The sequence below is a fragment of the Lacibacter sp. H407 genome, assembly GCF_037892605.1.
Classification (GTDB): domain Bacteria; phylum Bacteroidota; class Bacteroidia; order Chitinophagales; family Chitinophagaceae; genus Lacibacter.
In genome coordinates this window covers 1,412,504-1,438,869 of record NZ_JBBKTU010000001.1, presented here as the reverse complement: position 1 = coordinate 1,438,869, position 26,366 = coordinate 1,412,504, and the positions used below count along the sequence as shown (strand labels likewise).

Genomic DNA, 26,366 nt, shown 5'->3' with positions numbered 1-26,366 from the left:
ATTCAGTTGCAGAATGATGCTATTGCCGCTGCAGTTGGCTACCGAGCTTTTCAAAGTAGGCTTCCAGCTCTGTAAACATGTTGCTGAAAATTGGAATTACAATGCCGATCATTTCAATAACTTTTGGTCCAAACGGTTGAATAATGGCGTATGTGCGTGATGCTGCAATTGCTTCAGCTGTAATTAATTTCATCTGTGCCGCATAAAAAAACAGTACACTTAAAATGAGTGCATAAAGCACAGCATATACAAGTACACCTGCCAGTTTATTCATCCAACCCATCCAGGCCATATCAACCGCTTTCTCAATCAACTTTGCAACAAAACGTATTGCAAATACAGTGATGAAAAACACCAATGCAAACGCAATGAACGGCAGCCATTGCATATTGATATTGGTAGATTGTGAAAGCCATGCAGCCACTACAGTACTAAGCTTCAATGCTGCAGCTAATCCTATTACAAATGCAAGAATGGAAAATACGGCGATTATCAGGCCATTACGAATGCCCTTTATCACTGCAAATGCCATTGCTATAATTACAATGATATCAAGCATTGTTATTATTTACTGAGAAGTTCTTTTACAACTGCACTGATCGTTTTACCATCAGCTTGTCCGGCGAGTTGTTTGTTTGCTGCTCCCATTACTTTCCCCATATCTGCTGCCGATGACGCTCCCGTATCAGCGATGATAGCAGCGATGATCGTTTTCAACTCTTCTGCATCCAATTGTTTCGGCAAAAATTTCTCAATGATCGCAATTTCTTCTTCTTCTTTCTGCGCAAGATCAGCACGGTTTTGCTGACGATAAATATCCAACGAATCTTTTCGCTGCTTTACTAATTTCTGCAACAGCTTTACTTCATCATCACTTGTAAGTTCGCCACTTCCGCCGGAAGTTTTTGCCAACAGGATAGCTGCTTTAATTGCACGTAAGCCACGTAAACCTGCTTCATCTTTTGCTTTCATGGCATCTTTCATCTGTGCCATGATCTGTGTTTCAAGACTCATCGTTAATTATTGATTTTGTTTTAATTGCTCTTTCTTGAATTTTTGCATGAAGTCTTTTGCAAATGCCTTCATTTCTTCGCTCAACTGTGGTTGATTGGTAGCACGATTAAATGTGTCGGCCATCGTCATCAATAATTGATAATAAAAATCGGCCATTTCATCAACCATCATTTCTTTCGTCCAGAGATCGATCCGCAATGCCGATTTATCGGCACCATCCCAAAATGCAACCATCATAGCTTTAGCTACCTGTTCCATATCTGCATTACTGTCGCTGGCTTTCCACTTAATTTGTTCGGGCACTTTCTGATCGTCCAGGTAAACGTCAATTGAAATATTACTTTTATGCATACGTAAATTTGTGCGGCAAAGGTAAGTTATTCAGTAACTGCAGCCAGCTCAATACAGCTCCACATTTTTTCGGCAGCAGCATCCCAACTAAACTGAGGCAATCGCTTTTTTCCGTTTTCAATCAACCGGCTTCTCAAGGCTTCATCTTTATAGATCAGCAGCATTTTCTCAGCCATATCATCTACCCGTTCAGGGTCAATATATAAGTAAGCATCACCACCCACTTCAGGCATTGCACTGTTGTTGGAAACAATAGCTGGCACATGGCATTGAAGTGCTTCGAGAGGAGGCACGCCAAATCCTTCAAAAAAAGATGGATAAACCATTGCATAGGCCGATGCAACCAATGCAGCCAGCTCCTTTTTTTCAAGATATCCAGTAAGTATAACATCGTTCCTGAACTTAAACGTGGAAAGAAGTTTGGTGAATTCATCCGTTTTCCAGGCAAGTCGCCCTGCAATCACCAGCTTCATATTGCTCCGTTGCCACTTTTTGAACTGCGAAAAAGCTTTGAGCAGGTTGATGAGGTTTTTGCGGGGATGAACTGAGCCTGTGTAAATAAAGTACTCGCAACCAGCGCTGTAACGCTCCTTTATTCGTTCCTTTTCTTCAAATTCCAATGGTTGAAAAACAACATTTGGCGCATTACCGGCAATATGGATCTTATCGGGTTTTATTGGATAATGGCTGATGATATCGTTTTTTGAGAACGCAGAAACGGTCACGACCAGCTTCGCTTTTTCAAGAAAACGCCCGGTATATTTTTTGTAAAACCGGAGATGTGGTTTGTTGATGAAGTGTGGATAGTGTAAAAAAGCCAGATCGTGAACAACAAGACATTGCGGCACTTTTGTCCGTAACGAGCAAAATCCATCCGGACTCACAAATACATCTGCTTTTATTTTTCGAAGTACAGCAGGTAACTTCCAGTTATACCATAGCTGCCATAAAATAGGCAACCGGGCCTGCGGATTAACTATAACCGGTTGGATATTAGTAGCGTAAACAAATCGCTGATCAAATGGCCGGTCGAACAGGAAATAAAACTGATGTTCCGGATGGCGGATGGCAATGCGGGAAAAAATTTCTTCAATATAATAACCATAGCCCTCCATTTTCCCCGGAAGCAACGCTTTTGTATTTATTGCAATCACCATATGAGAACGCAAAGGTAGGTGTGAAATATTTTGTGCCGTATAGTTCCTTGTTATTCAACAAATAAGAGTGCCTGGTCTTAATTATCAGCAAATCGTGCAGAAGAAACGTTGATTTCCCAAGCATTTATTCAAAAGAAGTACGATTGTTTTTTTTAATAAGTGCAATTACTTTTACAGCTACAAACTAGCTTTTTTGGGCATTGATACAGGTCCGTTTCGGGGTGAAAATGTAGAATTTACGGTACGGGTTTTAAGCATTTTCACCTAATTTTTGAAGAATCTTTTACCCTCTGGAAAAAAAATGAAACAGGGAGAAAGTTTGGAACAGTAATTGCTATTTATTAGAAGTTCTTATAGTTAAAAATAATATTGTAAATAGTTGTTCGTTAATTATTTATAATTTACAAATAATTCTTTCGCAACAGGGAAGAGTCAGGATACATTGATGGTTTTACAATGTGGATTTTGGGTAAACGACCCCGCTTTCCAGCGGGGTCTATTTTTTTTTATAGGGAAACACCTATTGCGTAGTTTAAAGCTTCACTATACATTTGTTTCGTAATCCAGTATTCAATATCCTAAAACGTATTCTATGAAGAAGCTAGTCTTTGTACTCGTGTGCAGTACATTCTCCATTCTCTCCTATTCTCAAGAACTTAAGTTTGAATCAGGTCGTCAGAAGCATGATGGTAAACCGGCAATGTTCAATACAGTAGCCAGCAGGTTTGCACCATCACAAAACTTCATTCACGATGTGATGAACTATCGTTTGAATCAACAGGTTGATCTCGTTGTAACCAACGGTTTTCGTTTCAAAGGTGAAGTAACTGCTATCACCAGCGATGCACCTGGTCTTACAACTGTTACCATTCAATCAACCGACCGTCCGGGTCTTTTACTTTCCATTTCAAAAATCACATTGCCTGATCATTCTATCACGTTTCGTGGTATTATGCTCAGCAAAAAGCATAGCGATATGCTGATGATGGAAAAAGATTCCGTAACCGGAAACTATAGTTGGAACAAACACCAGGTTTCAAACATGCTCGCCGATTAATTTCTACTTGTTCCAGCAGGTAATTTTATATCCTTTTAAAATCCAATACTATGACACGTACTCTATTCCTAAGCCTTGTTGCTATTATAGCAACAGCTTTCAACGCAACCGCACAGGTGCCAAAACTCAGCAGCAACCCAAGTGCAAGCGCAACCATTTTTCTTGATTTTGACGGACACACCGTACAAACTCCTTATTGGAATGGCGGCACACGCTTTTATGCCACGCCATCAGGTTTGTCAACTGAAAAAATCACTACTGCGTTTTACCAAATTGCAGAAGACTTCAGTCCGTTCAACTTAAATATTACAACAGACTCTACTGCATATTTTGCAGCCCCCATCAACAAACGGCAACGTATCATTATTACCGCTTACAGCAGCTGGTACGGCAGTGCCGGTGGTGTAGCTTACCTCAATTGCTTTACCTGGGGTCTTGAAATTCCCGGTTTTGTATTTGCGAATCTGTTGGGCTATAATGAAAAAAATATTGGTGAAGCATCTTCACATGAAACAGGCCATACACTTGGCTTGAATCACCAAACATTGTACGATGCGAATTGCAACTTCGTATATGAATACAACCCTGGCTCTGGTTCAGGCACAACAAGCTGGGCACCTATTATGGGCAACAGCTATGGCAAAACACTTACCTTATGGCATAAAGGAACAACCACACAAGGTTGCAGTAAATTACAGGACGACCTTGCAATACTTTCGAATTCAACAAATGGTTTTGGATTAAAAGTTGATTCTGTAGGTAACACACACCGAACTTCAACACAGGTTTCAATGACATCGGGTGCGCCTTTGAATTCTCCAACACCAGCCACTAAATCATTCACAGTAGAAAGTGAGATCAATACTTCTGATGACGTAGATATTTTTCGCATTGATATTACTGAAGCATCACGCTATCAAATGACTGCAAATCCGGCTCCATCAGGAACTACAAAGCCGAATGTAGATCTTCAGTTATCTATTTTAAATGACAGAGGTAACGAGCTTATGTCATACAACCCTGCTTCAACATTAGGTGTATCTATTGACAGTATGTTTACACCGGGCACGTACTACTTAAAACTCAGTAACGCTGCTAATACAAATGTTTCCAACTATGGTATGTTGGGCGATTATGTAGTCAGCGGTGCAGCATTACCTTCAACCTTACCCATTCAAAGTATGAAACTTACCGGTAAGGCGGTTAACAACAAACATGAATTAAACTGGAACATCATTGCCGATGAACCGATTGAATCAATCGTGGTGGAAACATCAACAACAGGAAGCAGCTTCACCAGTTTACAATCAGTAAACAGCAGCAGAACACGCTTCGACCATCAGCCAACTGAAAAGAAAACAGTCTTCTATCGATTATTTGTAACCACTGCTTCACAATTAAAATACTACTCAAATGTGGTAGCATTACGTGAAGTTGGCAACAGTTCAAAATTCGATGTAGTAACTAATATAATCAACAAGAATGAAGTTGCTATTAACAGCAATGGCTCTTACAACTGGCGGATCCTGGATATGAGCGGACGTGCCTTAGCGAACGGCAAAACAAGCACAGGATTTAACCTTTTGCAAACCGGAGCAATTACCAGTGGAATGTACCTGCTTCAAATCATTGACGGGAACGAGATCACCACAGAAAAAATAGTGAAACAATAAGTTTTTCGATAGTCATAGTTTACCACTGGAACCAGCTGCCCCAAAAGGGCAGCTTTTTTTATCATCCCTTTGCTTACATTTGCTTTTACAACTATGGAATATAATACAACAAGGAATCATTTAACCATTCGTGAATATGGACGACATATTCAGAAAATGGTTGATCATATCCTGACCATTGAAGACAGATCGAAACGCCAGGAACAGGCGTATGTGGTGATTGAATTAATGGGTTTTCTGAATCCGCATTTGAAAAATGTGGAAGATTTCCGTCATAAACTATGGGATCATTTATTCCTCATCTCTGATTTTAAGTTAGATGTTGAAAGCCCTTACCCTATCCCCACTCGTGAATCATTAAAAGCAAAGCCGGAACCTTTACCTTACCCCAAACGCTACCCTCGTTTGAACCACTTGGGAAAAAATATTGAGATCGTTATTGATAAGGCGTTGAAAGAAGAGAATCCTGAAAAGAAACAGGGCTTTGCAAATGCCATTGCTTATTACATGAAGCTTTCTTACAATAACTGGCATAAAGAAAATATTCATGATGATGCCATACAAGCTGAACTAAGTGCCATTACCAAAGGCGAACTGGAATTCAATAACCGGCCTTTTGTACGCCAGTATCGTCCGAGCGATGATTTCAGAGAAAACCGTGGCGGCAGCGGTGGCGGTAAATTTAAAAAGCATTTCCAACAACGCAGTGGAAGTGGTGGCGGAAGAGATAACCGTGGTGGTAGCGGGCGTGACAATCGTGGCGGCGGCGGTGGTGGCGGTAAATTTAAAAAACGCTATTGATCTTTTTAGATATCATTGCAAAGGCTGATAAGTTTAAACTTATCAGCCTTTTATTTTTTGTTGTTTGTGTCTGTCATCTTCCAATCAGAATTTGCTACACGCAACAACTCTTATTACCTTGCTTTCCGAATCATTAAATTCAACACATGCATTCTTTTGAAGTTAGAGGTGGAAAAAAATTAAACGGTGAAATTGTTCCTCAAGGTGCAAAAAATGAAGCACTGCAAATTATCAGTGCAGTATTGCTTACACCAGAGAAAGTAACCATTACAAATATCCCTGATATTGTAGATGTAAATCTGCTCATTGAACTGCTGGGCGATATGCATGTGAAGATCGAACGGCCACAACGTGACACCTGTATTTTTCAAGCTGATGATATTGATATTGATTATCTGCACGGTGAAGCGTTTAAAAAGAAAAGTGGACGATTGCGTGGAAGCGTTATGCTGGCAGGACCATTACTGGCCCGTTATCAAAAAGCATTTATTCCAAAACCGGGTGGCGATAAAATTGGCAGACGAAGATTAGATACACACATCATTGGATTTGAAAAATTAGGTGCCGATTTTAATTATCATCCTGAAGATGGTTTCTTCCATTTAACAACTGCTGAATTAAAAGGAGTTGATATGTTACTCGATGAACCATCTGTAACAGGCACCGCAAATATTGTAATGGCCGCCAGTATGGCCACGGGCACTACCACTATTTACAATGCTGCATGTGAACCATATATTCAGCAGTTGTGTGCCATGCTCAACCGCATGGGTGCAAAGATCAGTGGCGTTGGAAGCAACCTGCTTACTATTGAAGGTGTTGATTATTTAGGTGGAACAGCTCACCGTATTTTACCGGATATGATCGAAGTTGGTTCGTTCATTGGTCTTGCCGCTATGACGCAGAGCGACATTACGATCAAAGGTGCAGGTGTTGATCAACTTGGAATTATTCCTGAAAAATTTCGTCAGCTCGGGATTCAACTAAACATTGATGGTGATGATATACATATTCCAGAACAGGAAATGTATGAAGTGCAACGTTATTTTGACGGAGGCGTGTTAACCATTTACGATCACCCATGGCCGGGCTTTACACCCGATCTGTTAAGTATTGTACTTGTTACTGCTATACAGGCAAAAGGCAGCGTACTCATTCATCAAAAAATGTTTGAAAGCCGACTGTTCTTTGTTGATAAACTGATTGACATGGGTGCACAGATCATTTTATGCGATCCACACCGTGCAGTTGTTATTGGTTTAGAACGTGAACAGAAGTTAAGAGGAATTACGATGAGCAGTCCCGACATTCGTGCCGGACAGGCATTGTTGATTGCAGCGTTAAGTGCCGAAGGAAAAAGTACAATTCAAAACATTGAACAAATCGACAGAGGTTATCAATACATCGATGAACGTTTGCGAAAATTAGGTGCAGATATAAAACGTGTGGAAGGATAAAGAATTTCTGCAGCTTATAAAATAAAAAAGACCCGATCAATTGATCGGGTCTTTGCATGTATCTTTTTATTACGCCATTTGAGCGTTCATCGATTTTGATTGTTTTTTACGTTCCTCTTCATCAAGAATCACTTTCCGCATACGGATGAAATTAGGCGTTACTTCAATACACTCATCAAACTGAATGTATTCCATACACTCTTCCAATGTCATCAATGTTTTTGGAGCCATACGAGTTGCATCATCCGTTCCGCTTGCACGGTGGTTGGTCAACTTTTTTGGTTCCGTTGCATTTACAACCAGATCGCCCGGTTTAATATTTTCTGCAATGATTTGTCCTGCATACACTTCTTCAGCAGGGTCAACAAAGAACGTACCACGGTCCTGTAATTTATCAATCGAATAACCGGTTGTTTTCGCAGTGTTTTTTGAAATCAACACACCATTATTTCTTCCGGGAATATTTCCTTTCCATGGTTTGTATTCATTAAAGCGATGCGCCATTACTGCTTCACCTGTTGTTGCCGTGAGCATTTGTGTACGCAATCCGATCAATCCTCTTGATGGAATTTCAAATTCCAGATGCTGCATTTCACCTTTGGTTTCCATGATCAGCATTTCACCTTTACGGCGTGTAACAAGATCAATTACTTTACTGGCAAATTCCTGCGGCACATCTACTACCAATGTTTCATACGGCTCACATTTTTTACCATTGATCTCTTTGGTAATTACCTGTGGTTGACCAACAGTTAATTCATATCCTTCTCTGCGCATGGTTTCAATTAAGATACCAAGGTGAAGAATACCACGACCATACACCATCAAACTATCACCATCTTCACTATCTGTTACACGAAGTGCTAAGTTCTTTTCAGTTTCTTTCATTAACCTGTCACGCAAGTGGCGACTGGTAACAAACTTTCCATCTTTACCAAAGAACGGCGAGTTGTTTACACTAAACAACATGTTCATTGTTGGCTCATCTACACTGATCACCGGTAATGCTTCCGGATTTTCTGCATCGGCCAATGTATCACCAATATTAAAATCATCCACACCTACTACAGCGCAAAGATCACCTGCAATTACTTCTGTTACTTTTTTCTTACCCATTCCTTCAAACACATACAGCTCTTTCACTTTCAGTTTCCTGATCGTTCCGTCTGCCTGCATCAGTGCTGATTGCTGACCTTCTTTAATTACACCACGACTTACTTTACCAATGGCAATACGACCAAGGAAAGAAGAGTAGTCCAAAGAAGTTAACTGCATTTGCAATGGACCTTCCGCTACTTTTGGAGCTGGCACATACTTAATGATACCATCTAACAATGGGAAAATATTGTCGATCTCTGTTAATGAATCGTTGAACCAACCGTTCTTTCCGCTACCATAATACGTAGGGAAATCCAATTGCTCTTCAGTAGCATCCAGATTAAAGAATAATTCAAATACTGCATCATGTACTTCATCCGGACGACAGTTCGGTTTATCAACTTTATTGATAACTACGATCGGCTTCAGATTTAAGTGCAATGCTTTCTGCAACACAAAACGTGTTTGTGGCATCGGGCCTTCAAAGGCATCCACCAACAGGATCACACCATCGGCCATTTTCAATACACGCTCTACCTCACCACCAAAATCGGCGTGACCAGGAGTATCGATTACGTTAATTTTTACACCATTATATACTACGGCTGCATTTTTTGAAAAGATGGTAATGCCACGCTCTCTTTCGAGATCGTTACTATCCATAATCAGTTCGCCGGTGTCCTGATTATCACGAAACACCTTGGTAGCGTGTAAAATTTTATCTACCAGGGTTGTTTTCCCATGATCTACGTGAGCAATAATTGCTATGTTGCGAATGTTCATAATCAATACGTTAGGCTTGTGGCAACTGCCCCAATACCGTTTTTGAGTCGGCAAAGGTAGGTCATTTAAGCGGGGTGGCAAGGGAAAAGGAGGTTAATGTTTGGTTACGGGCTTTTATGCGTTTAGCAGCCCGGTTGCCACGCTCGCTTGTACTTTAGGGGAAACAGGAGCATCTTTTTTCAATGATGTAAGTAATTTACTAAAACAAGAAAGGACTTCATTGCAATAAAGAACATCTCTTTCCACTAACATCAACTCAATATTGTTACTGTTATGCAGCTTCTGCTTTAATTTTTTGAATTGCTTTTTCTGCTCGTTTAATCGCCAGTTCCTTTTTATAGTTGAACCATTTTTGTCCACGGATCTTGAACATAATATCGTCGAACTTACGCTGGAGTGTTACATTCCATAAACCGGTTAAGATCGTACCCATGGTTGCACCAATTGTACGAACCGATAAGCCAAATCCTCCTTCTGCATATTCAATGTGGTGCCAGTAACCGCTGGGCATGTAAAGAGTATCGCCATACTCCAAATATCCAGTGAAGCCTTTTGCATATTGCATGGCCGGATAGGTTTCAAAATCAGGCTTATCAATATCAACCAACCCATGTACATTAAAGGGAAGACGGTATAAAAAATCACTTTGATCAGGAGGAAACAACACTACTCTGCGTTTTCCGACGAACTGGGTAAGAAATACATTGCTCATGTCGATATCCATATGCATACGTGTTACGGAATGCTTAGGTCCAAAAAACATGAATGGTATTTTAATATAGCGACCGGTAATGTTTGGATAACCAAAATCTTTTAGCAACTCCGGTTTGTGTTTAAAGACAGGAAACAAGAACAGGCGCAGATCGGTTGGTTCTTTTTCAATGAGGTCGAGATATTCATTGAATTTCATTTCCGCATGCGCCACGCTTAATGTTTCGCTTGGGTTGGCTTTCTTGGTGCTGAAAAGTTTCACTTTAATATCGCCCATCGATTGCCTGAAATAATCCATTGTCCACTTTTCATAAGCAGGATATTGCTTCCATAAGCCACGAAGAATGACCGGCTTTTGCGGCCTTAAATATTTTTCCGTGAATTCCTTGCGTGTGATGGTTGTTCCATCAACAATAGGAATTGGGTTTTCAATGTTCATCTTCATTATACTCTGCTCTTTTTTCAACGCTTGCATATTTTGCAAAATTAACCCAATTCTTAGTACAGCAGTACAAATCAAAGAACCATTCGTACAAACAACTCAAATTTTTACAATTGATTTACAGTTGTTTCCAAACTGTTTTGGCAAACTGCTCGAGTCCGGGGTCTCTGGCACCCATCAGGAGCAGCACACAATCATCCGTAAAATGCGAACGAATTGCTGCAACCAGATCGTTCCTGTTTTCTACAAAAAAAGCCTGTGTCCCTTTTGCTTTAAGGTCGTTAATAAGATCATTGGCTGAAATATCTTTCACGGCAGTACCACCTGCATAAAAAATTTCACTCATCCATATTTCATCTTCCGGACGAAGTGCTTTGCTGATCTCTTCTACAAAATCATTACGCAGGAATTTGGTTGGGCCATATCCATGTGGTTGAAACCAGGCAATTACCTTTTTTGCAATTGGCTGACAAGCTTCGATACTTGCCGCACACTTGGCTGGGTTGTGTGCATAATCATCGATCAACCAAACGTTGTTTTTTTGTCCGATGATCTGGTGGCGACGATAGATACCTTCATAAGTTTTTAATGCCTCTGCTGCTGTCGATAACGGAACGCCAATGAGATGAGCGACTGATGCAGCAGCAAGCGCATTTTCCATGTTATGTTTCCCAACACTGTTGAGTGTAAACAGAACATCATTGATTTCAAATGAAATACTGAAGCCGTCCTGTTTAAAATCAGTTGCATGGTAAGCTGCATCATCTGTCGGGTCAACTGAAAAATTATGCAATGGATTTGCTGATAATTTTTTTGCTAATGCATGCGATTGATTCACGACAAAAAATTCAGTAGTATTTTTTTTGAACTGTTCAAAAATTTCAATGAGTGTATCGATCTCTTTATGATCCTTGTCAATGTTGATGAGCAAACCAACTTCTGGTGTATAGTTCACAATGCTGCCATCGCTTTCATCGGCTTCAATTACCAGCCAATCGCCACTGCCCACTTTTGCATTGCCGATCTTACCTTCTTTTATGATACTGGTGAGTCCTGCTCCACTGATAATGCTGGGTTGCATGGCTGCATGTTGCAATATATCAAACAACATTGCACTGGTGGTTGATTTGCCACTTGTTCCACCTACCGCAATTGTTTTTTTACTTCTTGCAATAATGGCTAGTAATTCTGCCCGTTTGATAATAGGAATATTGAGTTCTTTTGCCTTGATCACTTCTTCAACAGTATCTTCCACTGCCGTTGACACAACCACCAAATCTGTTTTGTTGGTTATGCCTTCGCCGTTTTGTAAAAAGCAACGGATGCCTTCTGCTTCGAGTTTTTCTTTTGTTTCATTGTGCTCGCCGGGATGAAAATAACGGTCGCTGCCGCTTACTTCTTTACCAATACCTTTTAAGTACTGTGCAATAGCACTCATGCCGGTACCGGCAACTCCAATGAAGAAAACGTTGTTGAAATCGTTGATGGATTTGATCATAGTTTACAAAAATAAGTGCTTCAGGGTTGATTATATGGATGACTCACTCTTTCAATAAATCATTTACGTTTTTGAATTGATAGCCCTTTTGTTTGAGCTGTTGAATCAATTGCGGCAAGCGATCATAAAACTTATCCTTACGCCGTGAATCGGTGCCGATGTGCAACAACAATAGAAATCCATTCAGTCCTGCGGGTTTTGATTGCTCATAATTAAAAATGGATCGATAGATGGCCTCACTGCTTTGATAGTTCGGTAATTCAGGCCATGTGTAATCTGCTGCTGATCTTGTGCCGGGCGAATAGTTGATGAGTTGCAGATTTAATTCTTTTGTCCAGACAGCAATTGAATCATTATACCATTCGTAAGGTGGAAGAAAGAATGTTGCATTTGGTTTGCTGATGCCATAACTATTCATTTCTGCATAATTCTGCAACAGATCTTTTTTGAATTGCTGCTTCGTTACAAGCAGACTATCCCGTCTAGTCCAATCGGCATAAAGCAAATGTTTATCGGAATGAGCGCCGAGATAATGTCCGTCTTTTTTCAGCTGTCGAATAAGCAATTGAAATTTTTTATTCCGGTAGAAATCCCCGGTAAAGAAAAATGAAGCTTTTATGTTTTGCTGTTTCAATGTTTGCAGTATACGATTGCCGCCATCTGCAAATTCATGACCGGTGAAGACAAATGCTATTTCTTTTTTTGTTGTATCGCCACGAACGATTGCTCCACGATCGTAACGGAAGCCTCCTGCGGAGGCGTTTACTTTTTTGGCTTGCGTTGCGCCTCCATCGCTGCTAACAAGTAAATGAGTGATGCTGTGCCATCCATGGTTGGTTCATTGGTGCTGTAGTCACCATAATCATCATGATACACTGCCAACTCACTTTGAAAAGCCGCATACTCATCGGGCTGGTACAATTTCAAACCAATTAAATTTTTGAAAATACTATTGTAAACCGGACCATCTACCAAACCTCCATCAATCGGATAATTTTTTAAATGCGTGAATGCACTATGCGGATCAATAGGTGTATCACCCCAAGCTGGCAAACCATACACCATACTCGTGCCCCATGGATTACAACCAAAGAGCCAATCGATATTTGCTTGTTCCAGTTGTTCAAATTGCCGGTCGTTGGTTAACTCTTTGTACCAATAACATTGCATGGCGAAACTCACCGTGAGATTATTGCTGCACCAAATAAACGGAACGCCCCTATAGAAAGCATTTTGTTTAGCTTTGATCCAGACACGATTGATGCCCTCTTTGTAAAAACCAATGATGGTATCTCTGCGTTTATCTTTTAACTGCTTTGCTAATTCGTAATGTCCAAGATTGATAAACGGATACCATTGGTAGTGATTGGCGGTATCAGCACCAAGCCAAGATGTAATAGATTCTTGCTTTGCGTAAGAAAATGCAAATGAAAGAAAATCTTTATCAGGGATAGATGGTGAAACATATGCCTCTTGTCGCTTAAATTTCTTATAAATAAACTCTTGCGATTGATAGTAAGAAGAAGCTGCTAATTGAATATCATCCTTCCAGTTATCTTCTGCATAGATATAAGGAGCTTTCACTGATGCTGTTTGAGTTATCCCTGGTTTTTTAAAAGCGAAGTTTAAAGCCGAGGTAGCCGATGTAAATAATCTTTCACTAAATAATTCGTCATAGTTAAAAATGATTCCACCCAACCCAAACGCACTCGCAAACTTTGCAGCAGTGGAACTGGTTCCAGTCGTGTTATTCAAAAACTTTCCTCGCTGTTGTTTTTCTCCATTAATAAAATAGACTGGGCGCTGAAATCCTCTTCCATACTGACTGTCCATTTTCGGAATTCGCATACTGATATGATCTCTGTCATCACCCAACTGGTTAAACATCCAATCATCACGAGGGTGCATTTTCAGCAACCAATCCAATCCCCATTTTGCTTCATCTAACACATCGGGTAATTGATTGCTTCCTTCCAATCCATTTGCCAAATGTTTATCAGTAAAAATGGATGGGAAATCACGGTAAGCCATCAACAGATGATAGGTTGCATTGGCGCTGGTTGTGGAATATTGTAAATAATCACTTGCATCGTGCCAGCCACCACTTACATCAATAAATGTACTATCGGGTAAACCTGCTGACGATCCATACAATGTATAACCATCCTGTGTATGACAGCTATCTTTCAAAAACGGATTAAAGCCGCTTCGTTGCTGGCGCATGTAACGTAAACAAAAATCCGCCGCTCCTTTGTACACATCTTCTCCGATTGTAAACACAGGAGACTTTGTGGTGCGTGTTTGTAAATAATATTTTCCCGGCTTTTGAAACCCGGAAAAATTCATCCGTTGTGTTTGTTCGAATGGGCCGTATTTTCCAAAGCTGCTGCTGGGCTTAGCTGTTAACACAGGCTTGTTTGTTTCTGCATCTATGAGTTGAAATGAACCAATGGGATTATTTTCTTTACTGCACCATACCGCTACTTTTATTCCGTTGGGTGTGTAGCCGAGTTGATTGATGCGGATCCATGCTGTTGACTCCTGCTTTACAGAAAAGCCTACTGAACAACAGATGAAAAGAAATAACGAAACATTCTTCATGGCATCAAGTTAATGAATTTTCGTTGCAGCTGTTTTCTCTACCTTTGGCATTCTTCAAAAAACGTATTGCATGAACTGAGCCATAAAAAATTATCGGGAAATTTATACAAGTAACGATGATGATTTTTATGGCGAACAACATATGACCAAATAAAAATGAAAATAAACATATGAAATTGATCTCCTACTTAAAAGATGAGCATGAACAGTTAGCTACTTTACATAACGGACTTGTGTATGATATGGATACGCTCCATCCTGACTTGCCAACCAGCATGAATATGTTTTTGCAATACTGGGATGAATATCTTGAACTTGCACAAGCCAGTTTAAAAGCTCTGCAGGAAGGTCGCCTGATGCCGGGCAATGTTGTACCGATAGAACAAGTGCAACTACTGGCTCCGGTTCCAATGCCGCCCAGTTGCAGAGATGGGTATGCATTCCGCCAACATGTGGAAGCTGCCAGACGAAACCGCAAAGTGGACATGATCGCTGAGTTCGATCAATACCCGATCTTTTATTTCACCAATCATCACAGCATACAAGGCCCCGGCGATGTGCGTTGCATGCCCGATCATTTTGAAAAACTTGATTTCGAATTGGAAGTGGCGATCGTTATCAGCAAACACGGCCGCAACATTCGTGCAGAAGAAGCAGATGAATATATTGCCGGATTAATGATCATGAACGACATGAGTGCACGACGTTTACAGATGGAAGAAATGTTACTCAATCTTGGCCCGGCAAAAGGAAAAGATTTTTCAACAGCGATCGGTCCATGGTTGGTAACGCTTGATGAACTGGAAGAGTTTGTAGTGCCGGCACAAGAAAATCATGTTGGTCGTAACTGGAATTTGAATATGACGTGTTGGGTAAACGGTAAGCAGGTGAGTGCTGGTAATGTTGCTGATATGAACTGGACCTTTGCAGAGATCATTGAACGTGCAAGCTATGGTGTAGATCTGTACCCCGGCGATGTAATTGGCAGCGGCACCGTTGGTACGGGTTGTTTTCTTGAACTAAACGGTACTGGTAAATTCAACGATCCGAATTATACAGAACAATGGTTACAAGAAGGCGATGTTGTTGAAATGGAAATTGATGGATTGGGAAGATTAAGTAATACGATGGTGAGAGAGGAAGATGATTTTTCGATTTTAGCCAAGAAGAAGATTTAACCGCTAAGGCACAAAGACGCAAAGAATGACGAAAGAGCAATACAATTTATTGGCAAAGCAAATTGTTGATGCTTGTTTTCAGGTGCACATTGAGATTGGGCCTGGGCTGCTTGAGTCTGCCTACGAATTTGCTCTACTAAAAGAGTTTGAATTGAGAAATATCAAAGCCCGAAACCAGATTCCTGTAAAACTATTTTATAAGGGGTATGATACCGGTAAAACATACGCAATTGATATTTTGGTTGAGGAAGAAATCGTAATTGAAATCAAAAGCAGTGAAATCATGCATCCTGTTTATGAAGCGCAAATCATTTCCTATCTTAAACTTGCTGATAAAAAACTTGGATTTCTTGTAAATTTTAATGTGCCACTGATTAAAGATGGCATCAACCGATTTGTAAACAATTTTTAAACTTGGCGTCTTTGTGCCTTAGCGGTTAAAATGATTATCGACTTACAACAACTCACGCCCATGCAAAAACAACAATGGCTGCAACATGCTGTTGCGCCACGCCCTGTTTGTTTTGCATCAACCATCGATAAAGAAGGAAATGTAAACCTGAGCCCGTTCAGTTTTTTCAATTTGTTTTCTTCGAACCCACCTGTCGTTGTTTTTTCACCTGCTCGAAGAGTACGGGACAATACCACGAAGCACACTCTGGAAAACGTATTGGAAGTTCCCGAGGTAGTGATCAATATTGTCGATTACGATATGGTGCAGCAGGTAAGTTTAGCAAGCTGTGAATTTCCAAAAGGCACCAACGAATTTATCAAAGCCGGCTTTACAGAAGAAGCAGCCACGTTGGTAAAACCACCAATGGTAAGAGAAAGCAAAGTAAAGATGGAATGCAAAGTGGTGGAAGTAAAACCACTGGGCAGCGAAGGTGGAGCCGGAAACTTAGTGATCTGTGAAGTACTGCGCATGCATGTGAATGAAACTGTTTTAAACGCAGAAGGAACCATGATCGACCAACGCAAGTTGCATCACATTGCCCGACTCGGCGGTGATTGGTATTGCAAAGTTGACGAGAGCAGTTTGTTTCATGTAGCCAAACCCAATACACAGCTCGGCATCGGTATTGATGCATTGCCGGAAACGATCCGCAACAGTACTGTGCTCACTGGAAATAATCTTGGGCAACTGGCAAACGTTCACGAATACCCTACTGTTGACCCGACATTTGAAGATGATAAACTGAAAAATATCATTCAGTATTTCTCCATCAACCCCGATGAGATGGATCAAGAGCTACACAAGTATGCAAAGGAATTACTTGATGCCGGAAAAGTAAGTGAGGCCTGGCAAGTGTTACTGGCCGATAGTTAACAGCAAGTTTTACTAATCCGGGTTGTTACCGGGAATATCCTATGCAGGAATTGCAAAACTTCATTTCTAAACAAGCAAACATCAATTAGAAGTTGGCTGATAACTATGGTAGATTAGCTAAAGAAAATCTGCAGAAAAAAACTGCAGCATTCATCAACTACTATCAGTTACAGTATTATGAAAAAAGTCCTTCTCCCAGGCTTTTTCTTTTTGTTTTTTGAAATAAGCCATGCCGCAACGAGACAACCCACTGTTTCGTTTGATACTTTTCCATTAGTGAAAGTGGTAACACAAGGAGGTAAAATTGTGATTGGCCAGTTGCAGTACATAACTGATAGTACGATTCAAATTCTACCGGGCACACGCAAAGAGGCAAGAAAAGGATACCTGTACGAGTCGGTAACACTGCATTATGCTGATATCATTTCGTTTCGAGTGCGAACCAGCTATTGGTTTGTTCTGCTGGTTGGTTTACTAGGAGCTGTGGGCCTTGCCGCAATACTCGTTGGCGAAATCCCTGTTTTTAATAATGGGCTGGGCGAAGCAAATTTGTTCATCTGGCTTTCGCCGGTTTTTATAGGCGGTTCCGTGTGGAAAATGTTGCAACGCAAACGGTTTGCAATCAATGGTAATAAGCAGAGCTTCGATAAATTCAGATCCTGGATTGATCGTAAAAGAGATAAGTTCTGATAGCTGTATAAAGAAAAACAAGAATTATCTATAGAAAGTTGAAACAGCAGTTTTTTTTGTACCTTCTGAATGCTAAAACCGATACCGCTGCGTGTACAAATCAGTTTCGTAAATCCACATAAAATCAAAATATGAAAAAATTATTCTCTCTTCTATTTGTCATTCTTTGTTTACATACCGTAAACGCTTCAACACTTTTTTCTACAGACACAATTCCGGTGCAAAGCAAAGAAGACTATTTACTCAAAAGCAAACGGCAACGAACCGGAGCTATTATAAGTTTAACAGGAGGTATTTTAACCTTTACAATGGGCGGAGTAATGGTGATAGGTGGCAGCACCCTGTTTGTAGTTGAAACAATTGGCTCGGGTATTACCGGCGATCAATCGGATAATGAATCGAAAAAAATAACCAATGCAGGAGTTGCATTACTGTTGTTAGGAACCGCTGCTATTGTTACCAGTATTGTTCTATTCAGCAATGCCGGTAAAAACAAACGAATAGCTATGTCAATGACCGGCCAATCAGTACAACAGCTCCAACCAAGATCGGTAGCAAATGTTTTTGTTCCTTCTGTTCGATTTACTATCAAATTGTAGATGCCCTGTTTTTCTTACTTCAAAACACAGGATAAACAGTCCGGTTTCATGTAACTACAATCAAGTAATTTTAGTGCATGCTTCATCCTAACGGAACATGGGTCAGTTATTTTTTGGTCATCGGCATAAGATACCTTGTAATTGCAGGTCTTGCTTTTCTCGTATGGTATCTGTTGTTACGTAAGAAAATTTCATTCAAAAAAATTCAACAACGTTTCCCTGCCAATAAAGATTACCAGCGTGAAATTTTCTTTTCGCTTTGTACCATGTTCCTGTTTGCATTTGTGCCCTGGTTTTTTCTTGGTCATGCTGAAATACGAAAACATACTACGTTCTATAGCAACATCAACCAATATGGTCAATTGTATTTCTGGCTTGCATTTCCTTTAATGCTGTTGATACACGATACTTATTTTTATTGGATCCACAGGTTGATGCATCACCCAAAACTGTTTCGTTTGCTTCATCTCATTCATCACAAAAGCACCAACCCATCGCCTTGGGCTGCGTTTGCGTTCCATCCGCTGGAAGCATTGTTGGAAGTAGGCATCTTGGTTGTGTTGATCTATACCATCCCTGTTACCAAAGCACACTTGTTCTTTTTCTTTTTATTCCAGATGTTTTACAATGTATATGGTCATTTAGGGTGGGAATTATTTCCAAAGAATTTTCAACGCACATGGATCGGCCGTTGGATCAACACGTCTGTTACGCACAACCAGCATCACCAATATTTCACCGGTAATTATGGATTGTATTTTTTATTCTGGGACAGATTGATGGGAACGTTACGGAAAGACTACGATACAACGTATGATGAAGTAAAAAACAGGGAAAAACAAATCCCTGCATAACCGCAATTGCTGATGTGTAAATAAAATAAAGTGATTATTATTTTGCTATCTACAGCAATTGATCACCTCCCGTGTTCATGCGGATTTTCTGCTGGCTGCATTGGGCCAAACTCGTTGGTATAAATTTTAAACAACAGCATAAAATAACTGATCAGCAATGGCCCAAAAATAAAACCCCAAAAACCAAACAAACTCAAACCCACAATCACTCCTAATACTGTCACCAGCGGATGTACATCGCCAAGGCGTTTCATGAGTGTAACTCTTGCCAGATAATCAACATTGCCTGTAACAAGTAAACTGTAGATCAATAAACCAATTCCCTGTCCGGTGTTTCCTTGTGAAAAAAGAAACACGACCAATGGCGCCCATATCAATGTAGTTCCAACAATGGGGAAGAATGCAAATACACCGGTAATAAACCCCCACAGCACAAATTCATTAATGCCGAAGATCCAGTAACCAACGAGTGCAAAGATCCCTTGTATTAAAGAAATCAGAGGGATGCCAATGGCGTTAGCTCTTACAACGCTGATGGTTTCTTTGGCAAGAATATCAATATTCTCCTCGTGTAAGGGTAAAAAGTAATCGAATGATGCTTCCATCGCTTTACCGTTAGTGAGCATAAAGAAATACACAAACAACATCATTGCCAGATTCGATACGATCATAGCAGTGCTATTGAGGAAAGCAGGAAAAAAATTAGCGATCCGTTTCTGCAGTTCAATTACATTTTCATCTGTAAATAATTCCTGGCCCGTCCATTCCTGTATTTGTGCCGAAACAGATTTTAAACCCTGAACCACTTCATCGGAATGACTGAAGACTTCAGTAATTTTTGGCGACAATAAACTAATGATATAGTAAACCGGCAAACCAAACAACACGAGGAAACCGAGCATAAAAGTGGTTGCTGTTAAGCTCTTGTTCCATTTTTTCTTAATGGTCAAATAACGATACCAACCTCTGCTGAGAATATAAAGCGTAATGGCACCAAGAAACCCCGGCAGAAAAATGTACAGCTCTTTAACAAGCAACAGGCCTAATGCAATTAAAACAACTAAGAGTATGATTTGCCGTAACCGGCTGCTGAATGATGCCATGCGATGAAATTACAAATAAAAAACTCGGTACAAAAAACATCGTCCGGGCATTTTCGGAATAAAAAAGCCGGGCAATGCCCGGCTTCTAAAAAAAGAATGCCTTTTATCGGATCTGACCTCTTACCACACCATTTGCATACAACGTTGAATGAGCATTCACATACATCGCATCATTTTTGATGGAGTTGTAAATCACATCGGTAAGCGCAAATACTTTGTCTGTTGCAAAATCGCTGGCACTACCGGCAATTCCCAGTACAATGGCTCCGTTTACACCTGCTGCACCACTATGTAAATGAGCAAACAGCAATGCATCACCAGCCTGCAGATTAGTAACAGTCACGATTGAATATAGTTTTTTGTCGGCAGTAAGTCGCAAGCGAGCTGTACCCGTAGCTGATGTAGAAACAGCTGGCACTTCGTTTGACCCGCTTAACATGATGTCCATTGCCAATTCAACTTTGGTATTGATCTGTGCACGCACAAGACCGGAAGCCACCTGGTTTGAATGAACATTGAAATAAATTTCATTGGCATCACTTTTCAAACTATCAACCAATGTTTGACGAACATTTAAAATGGTACCACTTGATGAAGTTCCTGAAAATGTTGGATTGAAATTTAAGATCACACTACCATTGGCTCCGGCATTACCGGAATGAAAATGTGCTCCGGTTAAAGCATCGCTGCTTGCAAGACCCGTAACATTAAAATTATACATGATCGAATTGTCGCTCATCAGTTTAATAGTAGCCATACCTGCTTCTGACCGTCCGGCCGGTGCAGGGTTTTCATTTTTTGCACTCAGGTTGAGCGACCATTCCTTTACCACCGTAGCGTCGGAGCCGTTGTTGTTTTTTTTACAGGAGAAGAGAATAACAGGCAAAAGGAACAGCACCGCACTTTTTAATAAGAATCTTTGCATAACACACATTTTTTTAAATAATGAAATAGATGACAAACGGAGAATTAATTTCTCCGTTTTGGTCAGCAGGTTGTTGCGGCTTAAACCATGCCATAAGACCAAAATGTGTGAATGATGAAACCTATTGCAAAAATTAAGAAACTATTCCTCCCAAACCTTCAACCCTTCGCTGCAATTTGCGCAGATGTCGATATTTTTCCGGCTGGTCATTAGTTCGCTGCGGAACTGTTTGTAGTTATCGTTGTGCCAAACCTCTTTGAACGATTGCATTTTTAAATTGCCGAGTTGATGCATGGCATCTTTATCAAAACAACAGGGCACCACCAAACCATCCCAGGTAATAACGTTTGCATGCCACAGCTTCCAGCAATGGTTCTGCAATTTATTTTTGGGTGAATGAGAGCCGTCTGCATTCTTTTTATAGCGACTGTATTTGCTTAATGAAGGAATCAGTTTATTTGGATCATTTTCATAATCGTATACCTGTGCAGTTTTAAACCATACGTCATCTACGCCTACTTCTTTTGCTAATTGTTTTACGTCCTCCAGTTGGTGTTCATTCGGCTTCACCACTAAAAACTGAAACACCACAAAAGGTTTTTTGCTGTTGAGCTCTTTTTTCCACTTCACAATATTCTTTGCGCCTTCCAATACTTTATCAAGCTTGCCACCAACTCTGTATTGCTGATACACATCTTGTGTAGTACCATCAATCGAAATGATCAAACGATCTAAACCGCTTTCCACCGTTTGCTTTGCTTTTTCTTCCGTTAAATAATGCGCATTGGTAGAGGTAGCTGTATAGATTTTTTTCTGCGCAGCATATTTCACCATCGGTAAAAACTCCGGATTGAGATAGGGCTCGCCTTGAAAATAAAAAATGAGGTAAAGCAGATCTTTATGAATATCGTCGATCGTTTGTTCAAAAAAACTTTTCTGCAACATACCTGTTGGCCGTGTGAATTCACGCAAACCACTCGGGCATTCAGGACAACGCAGATTACAGCTTGTAGTTGGTTCAAACGAAATCGAAATCGGATAGCCCCACTGTACCGGCTTTTTTAGAAAGCGGCTCAACTGGTAACTGCTCCACACCTTCGTCATATTCCAGGCACGGCGTGGGGTTATCTTCGAAAAAAGGTTGAGTATATCGTTACGGTGTAATTGCGGCATTGAGGGTTCAAAGATAGTCTGCAAAAACAGTATTTGGGTAAGTAGTTAAGAAGAAGAAAGCCTGTTGCTCTTTATCGAACAACAGGCTTGCAATTTTATTTCACAAATGGCTGCCTCTTCCAATACGTTAAACTACGCCAACACCACTCGAGCGGACCAAAGCGGAAGAATCGTAACCAGATATGGCTCCAGATAATTTGTAATAACCAGGTGGCCCCCACTACATAATAAATTTCGTAACGCTCAAGTTTGCCAAACATGCCAAATCCAATACCGTAAAAAAACAAGCCAACCAATAATGATTGCATCAGGTAATTGGTGAATGCCATTTGTCCAACCGGACGAAGTAATGCAAAGAACCATTTGAACCAACCGGATTTGTACATCAACATAATCAGCCCAAAAATTCCAATGGAACGAAAGGCTCGTGACAACTCGTAAGATTCAAATTGTACATTTTTTATATAATCAAACTCGTTGAATTTAAAATCGATCAGCGGTTTAAGACGGAAATAAGAAAGCAACAACCCTATACCTAAGCCTCCAATAAATAGACCCCAGTAAATTTTAGAAGACGCCTGCCCCTGTATGATCCCTGTCTTATAAAAGGCCATGCCTAAAAACATAAACAATAAAATATCCCATGCCATATAATACAGGTAAAAAACTTCGGTGCGGAAACTTCGCTCACTTTGATATTCATAAAATCCAAAATAATCACCTCGTACACTCTTCGTGCTTTTTTCCATTTTTTTAAGCTTCTCTTTTTGTGTGGATTTTTCTTTAAATCCTGTCATAGCACCCAGTTCTTCTTTTTGCTGATCTGTTAGTTTTGTAACAGTGGTATCTATTTTGGCAATTAATTCGCCTTTCGTAATTACTTTCTTATCACGATAAACATCTACATTTTCCCTCGCTGTTTGCAACAACAAACAAATAAAGGCAGCGATCAGTAATCCCTTCGGTGACATCCTTCGAAATGCAAACATGATCATACCAATACAGGCATAATGAAACAAAATATCCCACATCCACAATAGCACATATGCATTAAACAATCCAAAAACAAGCAGCCACAGTTGCCGGCGGAAAAAATAATCGGCTGGCCAAAGCCCTTCGTTCTTCTTCTCCTGTCGGCTTAGAAACAAAATAATACCAGCACCAAATAGCATCGAGAACAAGGCCCGTTGACTTCCTTCCGGAAAAAATTCAATAAAATACCAGGTTTGAAAATTAATGGAACCCCACTCATTTAACACTGAAGGATCTCGATAAGCCGGTTCGGGTAATCCAAAACCGGGAATATTCATCAATAAAATGCCGAGAATAGCGATTCCCCTCAGGGAGTCGAGAAGAACAATACGTTCGCTCTGCGAAACAGGAGCAGCCTGATCGATGGTCATGTTAGATTGGTTTTGGCAGTGAAAAATAGGAGGCGGCTTTTCGTAGGGAGAGGAGAAATAGTAAGATACTCTTTTAGGAAAAAATTTACCGGTTTTCGGAAAGTATTCTTATATTTGATTAGTTGCATAAACAACTATATGCCAAACAACCAATTTAAAAAAGGCGAATTATACAGCTTCATGACGGGCAAAGCCAGCACGGCTATAGCACGGCGTTTGCAGAAGAACATGAAGCAGGGTAAAATTGAAATTACCGTTGAACAATGGAGCGTACTCTACCATCTGTGGAAGAATGATGGTTTGAGTCAGCAGGATTTGTGCAATGCTACGTTTCGTGATAAACCCAGCATTACACGTTTAGTGGATAATCTCGAAAAGCTGAAGCTTGTAAAACGGGTAGCGAGTAAAAACGACCGGCGTATTAATCAGGTGTTCTTAACTGATCAGGGCAGAAAGCTGGAAGAAGAAACGATGAATGTAGCCAACAACACATTGAACGAAGCATTGCTCGGAGTACCTGCTGATAAAATTGATATCTGTAAAGAAGTGTTACAGATAGTATATGATAATCTGAAATAAGAATCGTTTCAAAAAAATAATTCTACACACTTTAAATACTATTGATATGAGCACCGCAACGATTGCAACAAAACTGAAAGGTGGCGAATGGTTAATTAAAACAAGCACGCCGCAGGATACTTTTACGCCTGAAAATTTTAATGAGGAACAAGTGATGGTGAAAGAAATGTGTGCATCATTTCTTGATACTGAAGTTTTACCGGTTGTAGCCCGACTCGATAAAATGGAAGAAGGGTTGATGCCTTCGCTGATGGACAAAGCCGGTGAACAAGGTTTACTTGGCACATCTGCTCCTGAACAGTTTGGCGGACTCGGCAAAGATTTTATTACTGCTACATTAGTGAATGAAGGATTAGGTGGTGGTTATTCTTTTTCTGTAGCTATTGCTGCACACACGGGTATCGGCACATTACCTATTCTTTACTTTGGTACACCCGAACAAAAAACAAAATACATTCCGAAGTTAGCAACGGGGGAATGGAAAGGTGCGTACGGTTTAACCGAACCAAACAGTGGTAGTGATGCATTGGGTGCAAAAACAACAGCTGTGTTAAGTGAAGATGGTAAGCACTACATCTTAAACGGACAAAAATGCTGGATCACCAATGGTGGTTTTGCTGATATCTATACCGTGTTTGCAAAAATTGATGGAAAAGATTTTACCGGCTTTATTGTTGAACGTGGTATGGAAGGTTTTACACAAGGACCGGAAGAACATAAGATGGGCATTAAAGGTTCATCAACTGTTCAACTCTATTTCCAGGATTGTAAAGTACCGGTTGAAAATTTATTAGGTGAACAAGGCAAGGGTCATATCATTGCGTTTAACATCTTAAACATTGGTCGTTTGAAATTAGCAGCCGCTGCATTAGGTGGTTCAAAACGTTCCTTGAATATTGCGTTAACCTATGCAACCACACGTGAGCAATTCAAAACACCTATTATCAACTTCGGCGCCATTCAATACAAGCTGGCAGAAATGGCAACCCGTATCTGGGTTTGCGAAAGTGCTTTGTATCGCACCAGTAAGTGGATCGATGATATGGAACATGATCTTTTAGCTGCAGGCAAACCTTTCAATGAAGCATTGTTAGGTGCTGCTGAAGAATATGCCATTGAGTGTGCGATGTTGAAAGTGGATGGCAGTGAGGTATTGGATTATGTAGTTGATGAAGGTGTGCAGATACATGGCGGAAACGGATTCAGTGATGAATATGATATTTCAAGAGCTTATCGTGACAGCCGCATCAACCGCATTTACGAAGGAACAAACGAGATCAATCGTTTATTAACTGTTGATATGGTGTTGAAGCGTGCAATGAAAGGTCGTTTGGATATTATGACGGCCGCCATGAATGTACAAAAGGAACTGATGAGCATTCCTGATTTTGGTAGCGAAGATGAAACGCCATTTGCAAAAGAATACAAAGCCATCGCCAATTTCAAAAAAGCTATCATGTTAACAGCAGGTGCTGCAGTACAAAAGTTCATGATGAAGATAGAGCATGAGCAGGAAGTGTTGATGAATATTGCTGACATGGCCATTCAAACCTTTAATGCTGAAAGCGCATTGTTGCGTGCAGCAAAAATGGTTGCAGAAAAAGGTGAATCGGCTTGCCAGTTTGAACTGGATATGATGCATACTTATTTATATGATGCGGCCGACCGTATTAATAAGTATGGCAAAGATGCCATCAATGCATTTGCAGAAGGTGATGAACATCGAATGATGTTGCTGGGCCTGAAACGTTTTACAAAAGTGGATCCATATAATTCCAAAGAAGCAAGAAGGCGAATCGTAGCAAAGCTGAGAAACGACGGAAAGTATCCGTTGTAAAATGTACATGCCGGTGGGCCACCCCTAAAACAGCGGGTGACCCACCTTTTAAAAA

At 40.4% G+C, this 26,366-nt stretch carries 25 protein-coding genes; 12 read left to right on the top strand and 13 right to left on the bottom strand.

Going from position 1 to position 26,366, the window contains the following annotated elements; genetic code table 11:
- Positions 1-19: 19 nt before the first annotated feature.
- Genes WG989_RS06285 through WG989_RS06270 form a run of 4 tightly spaced genes read right to left on the bottom strand, consistent with a single transcriptional unit; the run spans position 20 to position 2,522 of the window.
- A complete protein-coding gene (locus WG989_RS06285) occupies positions 20-559 on the bottom strand; it encodes a CvpA family protein (RefSeq protein WP_340428104.1) in 540 nt (179 codons plus the stop codon).
- A gap of 5 nt (positions 560-564) precedes the next feature.
- The gene (locus WG989_RS06280) at positions 565-1,014 is read right to left on the bottom strand and encodes a GatB/YqeY domain-containing protein (RefSeq protein WP_340428103.1); all 450 of its coding nucleotides are present in this window, start codon (positions 1,012-1,014) and stop codon (positions 565-567) included.
- 6 nt (positions 1,015-1,020) lie between these two features.
- On the bottom strand, positions 1,021-1,365 hold the full coding sequence (gene gldC, locus WG989_RS06275) for a gliding motility protein GldC (protein ID WP_340428101.1): 345 nt from the start codon (positions 1,363-1,365) through the stop codon (positions 1,021-1,023).
- A gap of 26 nt (positions 1,366-1,391) precedes the next feature.
- A complete protein-coding gene (locus WG989_RS06270; RefSeq protein WP_340428099.1) occupies positions 1,392-2,522 on the bottom strand; it encodes a glycosyltransferase family 4 protein in 1,131 nt (376 codons plus the stop codon).
- 592 nt (positions 2,523-3,114) lie between these two features.
- Between WG989_RS06270 and WG989_RS06265 the strand changes: the two genes are divergently transcribed.
- From WG989_RS06265 to murA, 4 genes are all read left to right on the top strand, one after another.
- The gene (locus WG989_RS06265) at positions 3,115-3,579 is read left to right on the top strand and encodes a hypothetical protein (protein WP_340428098.1); all 465 of its coding nucleotides are present in this window, start codon (positions 3,115-3,117) and stop codon (positions 3,577-3,579) included.
- Between the two features lie 50 nt (positions 3,580-3,629).
- On the top strand, positions 3,630-5,252 hold the full coding sequence (locus tag WG989_RS06260) for a T9SS type A sorting domain-containing protein (protein WP_340428097.1): 1,623 nt from the start codon (positions 3,630-3,632) through the stop codon (positions 5,250-5,252).
- 93 nt (positions 5,253-5,345) lie between these two features.
- Positions 5,346-6,053, top strand: a complete 708-nt coding sequence (locus tag WG989_RS06255) for a DUF4290 domain-containing protein (RefSeq protein WP_340428096.1) — start codon at positions 5,346-5,348, stop codon at positions 6,051-6,053.
- A gap of 146 nt (positions 6,054-6,199) precedes the next feature.
- Complete coding sequence (gene murA / locus WG989_RS06250; RefSeq protein ID WP_340428094.1) at positions 6,200-7,510, top strand: UDP-N-acetylglucosamine 1-carboxyvinyltransferase; 1,311 nt, start codon at positions 6,200-6,202, stop codon at positions 7,508-7,510.
- 69 nt (positions 7,511-7,579) lie between these two features.
- Here murA and typA read toward each other — a convergent pair whose 3' ends face one another.
- The 5 genes from typA to WG989_RS06225 all read right to left on the bottom strand — a co-directional run bounded on the left by typA (position 7,580) and on the right by WG989_RS06225 (position 14,643).
- Positions 7,580-9,391, bottom strand: a complete 1,812-nt coding sequence (typA, locus tag WG989_RS06245; RefSeq protein ID WP_340428093.1) for a translational GTPase TypA — start codon at positions 9,389-9,391, stop codon at positions 7,580-7,582.
- Positions 9,392-9,662: 271 nt separating this feature from the next.
- Positions 9,663-10,577 carry a cupin-like domain-containing protein gene (locus WG989_RS06240; RefSeq protein WP_340428092.1) on the bottom strand — a complete coding sequence of 305 codons (915 nt, stop codon included), beginning with the start codon at positions 10,575-10,577 and terminating at the stop codon, positions 9,663-9,665.
- 85 nt (positions 10,578-10,662) lie between these two features.
- The gene (locus tag WG989_RS06235; RefSeq protein WP_340428091.1) at positions 10,663-12,042 is read right to left on the bottom strand and encodes a UDP-N-acetylmuramate--L-alanine ligase; all 1,380 of its coding nucleotides are present in this window, start codon (positions 12,040-12,042) and stop codon (positions 10,663-10,665) included.
- Between the two features lie 43 nt (positions 12,043-12,085).
- Positions 12,086-12,736 (bottom strand): polysaccharide deacetylase family protein, encoded by a 651-nt coding sequence (locus tag WG989_RS06230; protein ID WP_340431696.1) that lies wholly within the window; start codon positions 12,734-12,736, stop codon positions 12,086-12,088.
- Positions 12,737-12,804: 68 nt separating this feature from the next.
- Positions 12,805-14,643: a glycoside hydrolase family 9 protein gene (locus WG989_RS06225; RefSeq protein ID WP_340428089.1), complete on the bottom strand. Its 1,839-nt coding sequence runs from the start codon at positions 14,641-14,643 to the stop codon at positions 12,805-12,807.
- A gap of 170 nt (positions 14,644-14,813) precedes the next feature.
- On the opposite strand from WG989_RS06225, the gene WG989_RS06220 reads away from it, so the two are divergent.
- From WG989_RS06220 to WG989_RS06195, 6 genes are all read left to right on the top strand, one after another.
- Positions 14,814-15,821, top strand: a complete 1,008-nt coding sequence (locus WG989_RS06220) for a fumarylacetoacetate hydrolase family protein (RefSeq protein ID WP_340428088.1) — start codon at positions 14,814-14,816, stop codon at positions 15,819-15,821.
- Between the two features lie 25 nt (positions 15,822-15,846).
- Positions 15,847-16,233 carry a GxxExxY protein gene (locus tag WG989_RS06215; RefSeq protein ID WP_340428086.1) on the top strand — a complete coding sequence of 129 codons (387 nt, stop codon included), beginning with the start codon at positions 15,847-15,849 and terminating at the stop codon, positions 16,231-16,233.
- Between the two features lie 60 nt (positions 16,234-16,293).
- Complete coding sequence (locus WG989_RS06210; RefSeq protein WP_340428084.1) at positions 16,294-17,148, top strand: flavin reductase family protein; 855 nt, start codon at positions 16,294-16,296, stop codon at positions 17,146-17,148.
- 177 nt (positions 17,149-17,325) lie between these two features.
- The gene (locus tag WG989_RS06205; RefSeq protein ID WP_340428082.1) at positions 17,326-17,838 is read left to right on the top strand and encodes a hypothetical protein; all 513 of its coding nucleotides are present in this window, start codon (positions 17,326-17,328) and stop codon (positions 17,836-17,838) included.
- Between the two features lie 131 nt (positions 17,839-17,969).
- The gene (locus WG989_RS06200; protein WP_340428081.1) at positions 17,970-18,437 is read left to right on the top strand and encodes a hypothetical protein; all 468 of its coding nucleotides are present in this window, start codon (positions 17,970-17,972) and stop codon (positions 18,435-18,437) included.
- 77 nt (positions 18,438-18,514) lie between these two features.
- Positions 18,515-19,291 (top strand): sterol desaturase family protein, encoded by a 777-nt coding sequence (locus WG989_RS06195; protein WP_340428080.1) that lies wholly within the window; start codon positions 18,515-18,517, stop codon positions 19,289-19,291.
- A 62-nt stretch (positions 19,292-19,353) separates the two neighbouring features.
- On the opposite strand, the gene WG989_RS06190 is transcribed toward WG989_RS06195, so the two are convergent.
- The 4 genes from WG989_RS06190 to WG989_RS06175 all read right to left on the bottom strand — a co-directional run bounded on the left by WG989_RS06190 (position 19,354) and on the right by WG989_RS06175 (position 23,895).
- A complete protein-coding gene (locus tag WG989_RS06190; protein WP_340428079.1) occupies positions 19,354-20,394 on the bottom strand; it encodes an AI-2E family transporter in 1,041 nt (346 codons plus the stop codon).
- Positions 20,395-20,497: 103 nt separating this feature from the next.
- Positions 20,498-21,319 (bottom strand): CHRD domain-containing protein, encoded by an 822-nt coding sequence (locus tag WG989_RS06185; RefSeq protein WP_340428078.1) that lies wholly within the window; start codon positions 21,317-21,319, stop codon positions 20,498-20,500.
- A gap of 141 nt (positions 21,320-21,460) precedes the next feature.
- Complete coding sequence (locus WG989_RS06180) at positions 21,461-22,516, bottom strand: radical SAM/SPASM domain-containing protein (RefSeq protein ID WP_340428077.1); 1,056 nt, start codon at positions 22,514-22,516, stop codon at positions 21,461-21,463.
- Positions 22,517-22,587: 71 nt separating this feature from the next.
- A complete protein-coding gene (locus WG989_RS06175; protein ID WP_340428075.1) occupies positions 22,588-23,895 on the bottom strand; it encodes a DUF418 domain-containing protein in 1,308 nt (435 codons plus the stop codon).
- A 138-nt stretch (positions 23,896-24,033) separates the two neighbouring features.
- Between WG989_RS06175 and WG989_RS06170 the strand changes: the two genes are divergently transcribed.
- Together WG989_RS06170 and WG989_RS06165 are read left to right on the top strand one after the other, a co-directional pair.
- Entirely contained in the window at positions 24,034-24,474 is a 441-nt protein-coding gene (locus WG989_RS06170) for a MarR family winged helix-turn-helix transcriptional regulator (protein ID WP_340428074.1), read from the top strand.
- A gap of 46 nt (positions 24,475-24,520) precedes the next feature.
- On the top strand, positions 24,521-26,311 hold the full coding sequence (locus WG989_RS06165; protein ID WP_340428072.1) for an acyl-CoA dehydrogenase FadE: 1,791 nt from the start codon (positions 24,521-24,523) through the stop codon (positions 26,309-26,311).
- The last annotated feature ends 55 nt before the right edge of the window (positions 26,312-26,366 follow it).

Coding starts and splice junctions, on each gene's coding strand:
- WG989_RS06190 (WP_340428079.1), bottom strand. CDS start 20,394: ATGGCATCATTCAGCAGCCGGTTACGGCAAATCATACTCTTAGTTGTT.
- WG989_RS06185 (WP_340428078.1), bottom strand. CDS start 21,319: ATGCAAAGATTCTTATTAAAAAGTGCGGTGCTGTTCCTTTTGCCTGTT.
- WG989_RS06285 (WP_340428104.1), bottom strand. CDS start 559: ATGCTTGATATCATTGTAATTATAGCAATGGCATTTGCAGTGATAAAG.
- WG989_RS06280 (WP_340428103.1), bottom strand. CDS start 1,014: ATGAGTCTTGAAACACAGATCATGGCACAGATGAAAGATGCCATGAAA.
- WG989_RS06175 (WP_340428075.1), bottom strand. CDS start 23,895: ATGACCATCGATCAGGCTGCTCCTGTTTCGCAGAGCGAACGTATTGTT.
- WG989_RS06215 (WP_340428086.1), top strand. CDS start 15,847: ATGACGAAAGAGCAATACAATTTATTGGCAAAGCAAATTGTTGATGCT.
- WG989_RS06265 (WP_340428098.1), top strand. CDS start 3,115: ATGAAGAAGCTAGTCTTTGTACTCGTGTGCAGTACATTCTCCATTCTC.
- WG989_RS06200 (WP_340428081.1), top strand. CDS start 17,970: ATGAAAAAATTATTCTCTCTTCTATTTGTCATTCTTTGTTTACATACC.
- WG989_RS06240 (WP_340428092.1), bottom strand. CDS start 10,577: ATGCAAGCGTTGAAAAAAGAGCAGAGTATAATGAAGATGAACATTGAA.
- WG989_RS06255 (WP_340428096.1), top strand. CDS start 5,346: ATGGAATATAATACAACAAGGAATCATTTAACCATTCGTGAATATGGA.
- WG989_RS06170 (WP_340428074.1), top strand. CDS start 24,034: ATGCCAAACAACCAATTTAAAAAAGGCGAATTATACAGCTTCATGACG.
- WG989_RS06210 (WP_340428084.1), top strand. CDS start 16,294: ATGCAAAAACAACAATGGCTGCAACATGCTGTTGCGCCACGCCCTGTT.
- WG989_RS06270 (WP_340428099.1), bottom strand. CDS start 2,522: ATGGTGATTGCAATAAATACAAAAGCGTTGCTTCCGGGGAAAATGGAG.
- typA (WP_340428093.1), bottom strand. CDS start 9,391: ATGAACATTCGCAACATAGCAATTATTGCTCACGTAGATCATGGGAAA.
- WG989_RS06195 (WP_340428080.1), top strand. CDS start 18,515: ATGCTTCATCCTAACGGAACATGGGTCAGTTATTTTTTGGTCATCGGC.
- WG989_RS06220 (WP_340428088.1), top strand. CDS start 14,814: ATGAAATTGATCTCCTACTTAAAAGATGAGCATGAACAGTTAGCTACT.
- WG989_RS06225 (WP_340428089.1), bottom strand. CDS start 14,643: ATGAAGAATGTTTCGTTATTTCTTTTCATCTGTTGTTCAGTAGGCTTT.
- WG989_RS06205 (WP_340428082.1), top strand. CDS start 17,326: ATGAAAAAAGTCCTTCTCCCAGGCTTTTTCTTTTTGTTTTTTGAAATA.
- WG989_RS06235 (WP_340428091.1), bottom strand. CDS start 12,042: ATGATCAAATCCATCAACGATTTCAACAACGTTTTCTTCATTGGAGTT.
- murA (WP_340428094.1), top strand. CDS start 6,200: ATGCATTCTTTTGAAGTTAGAGGTGGAAAAAAATTAAACGGTGAAATT.
- gldC (WP_340428101.1), bottom strand. CDS start 1,365: ATGCATAAAAGTAATATTTCAATTGACGTTTACCTGGACGATCAGAAA.
- WG989_RS06165 (WP_340428072.1), top strand. CDS start 24,521: ATGAGCACCGCAACGATTGCAACAAAACTGAAAGGTGGCGAATGGTTA.
- WG989_RS06260 (WP_340428097.1), top strand. CDS start 3,630: ATGACACGTACTCTATTCCTAAGCCTTGTTGCTATTATAGCAACAGCT.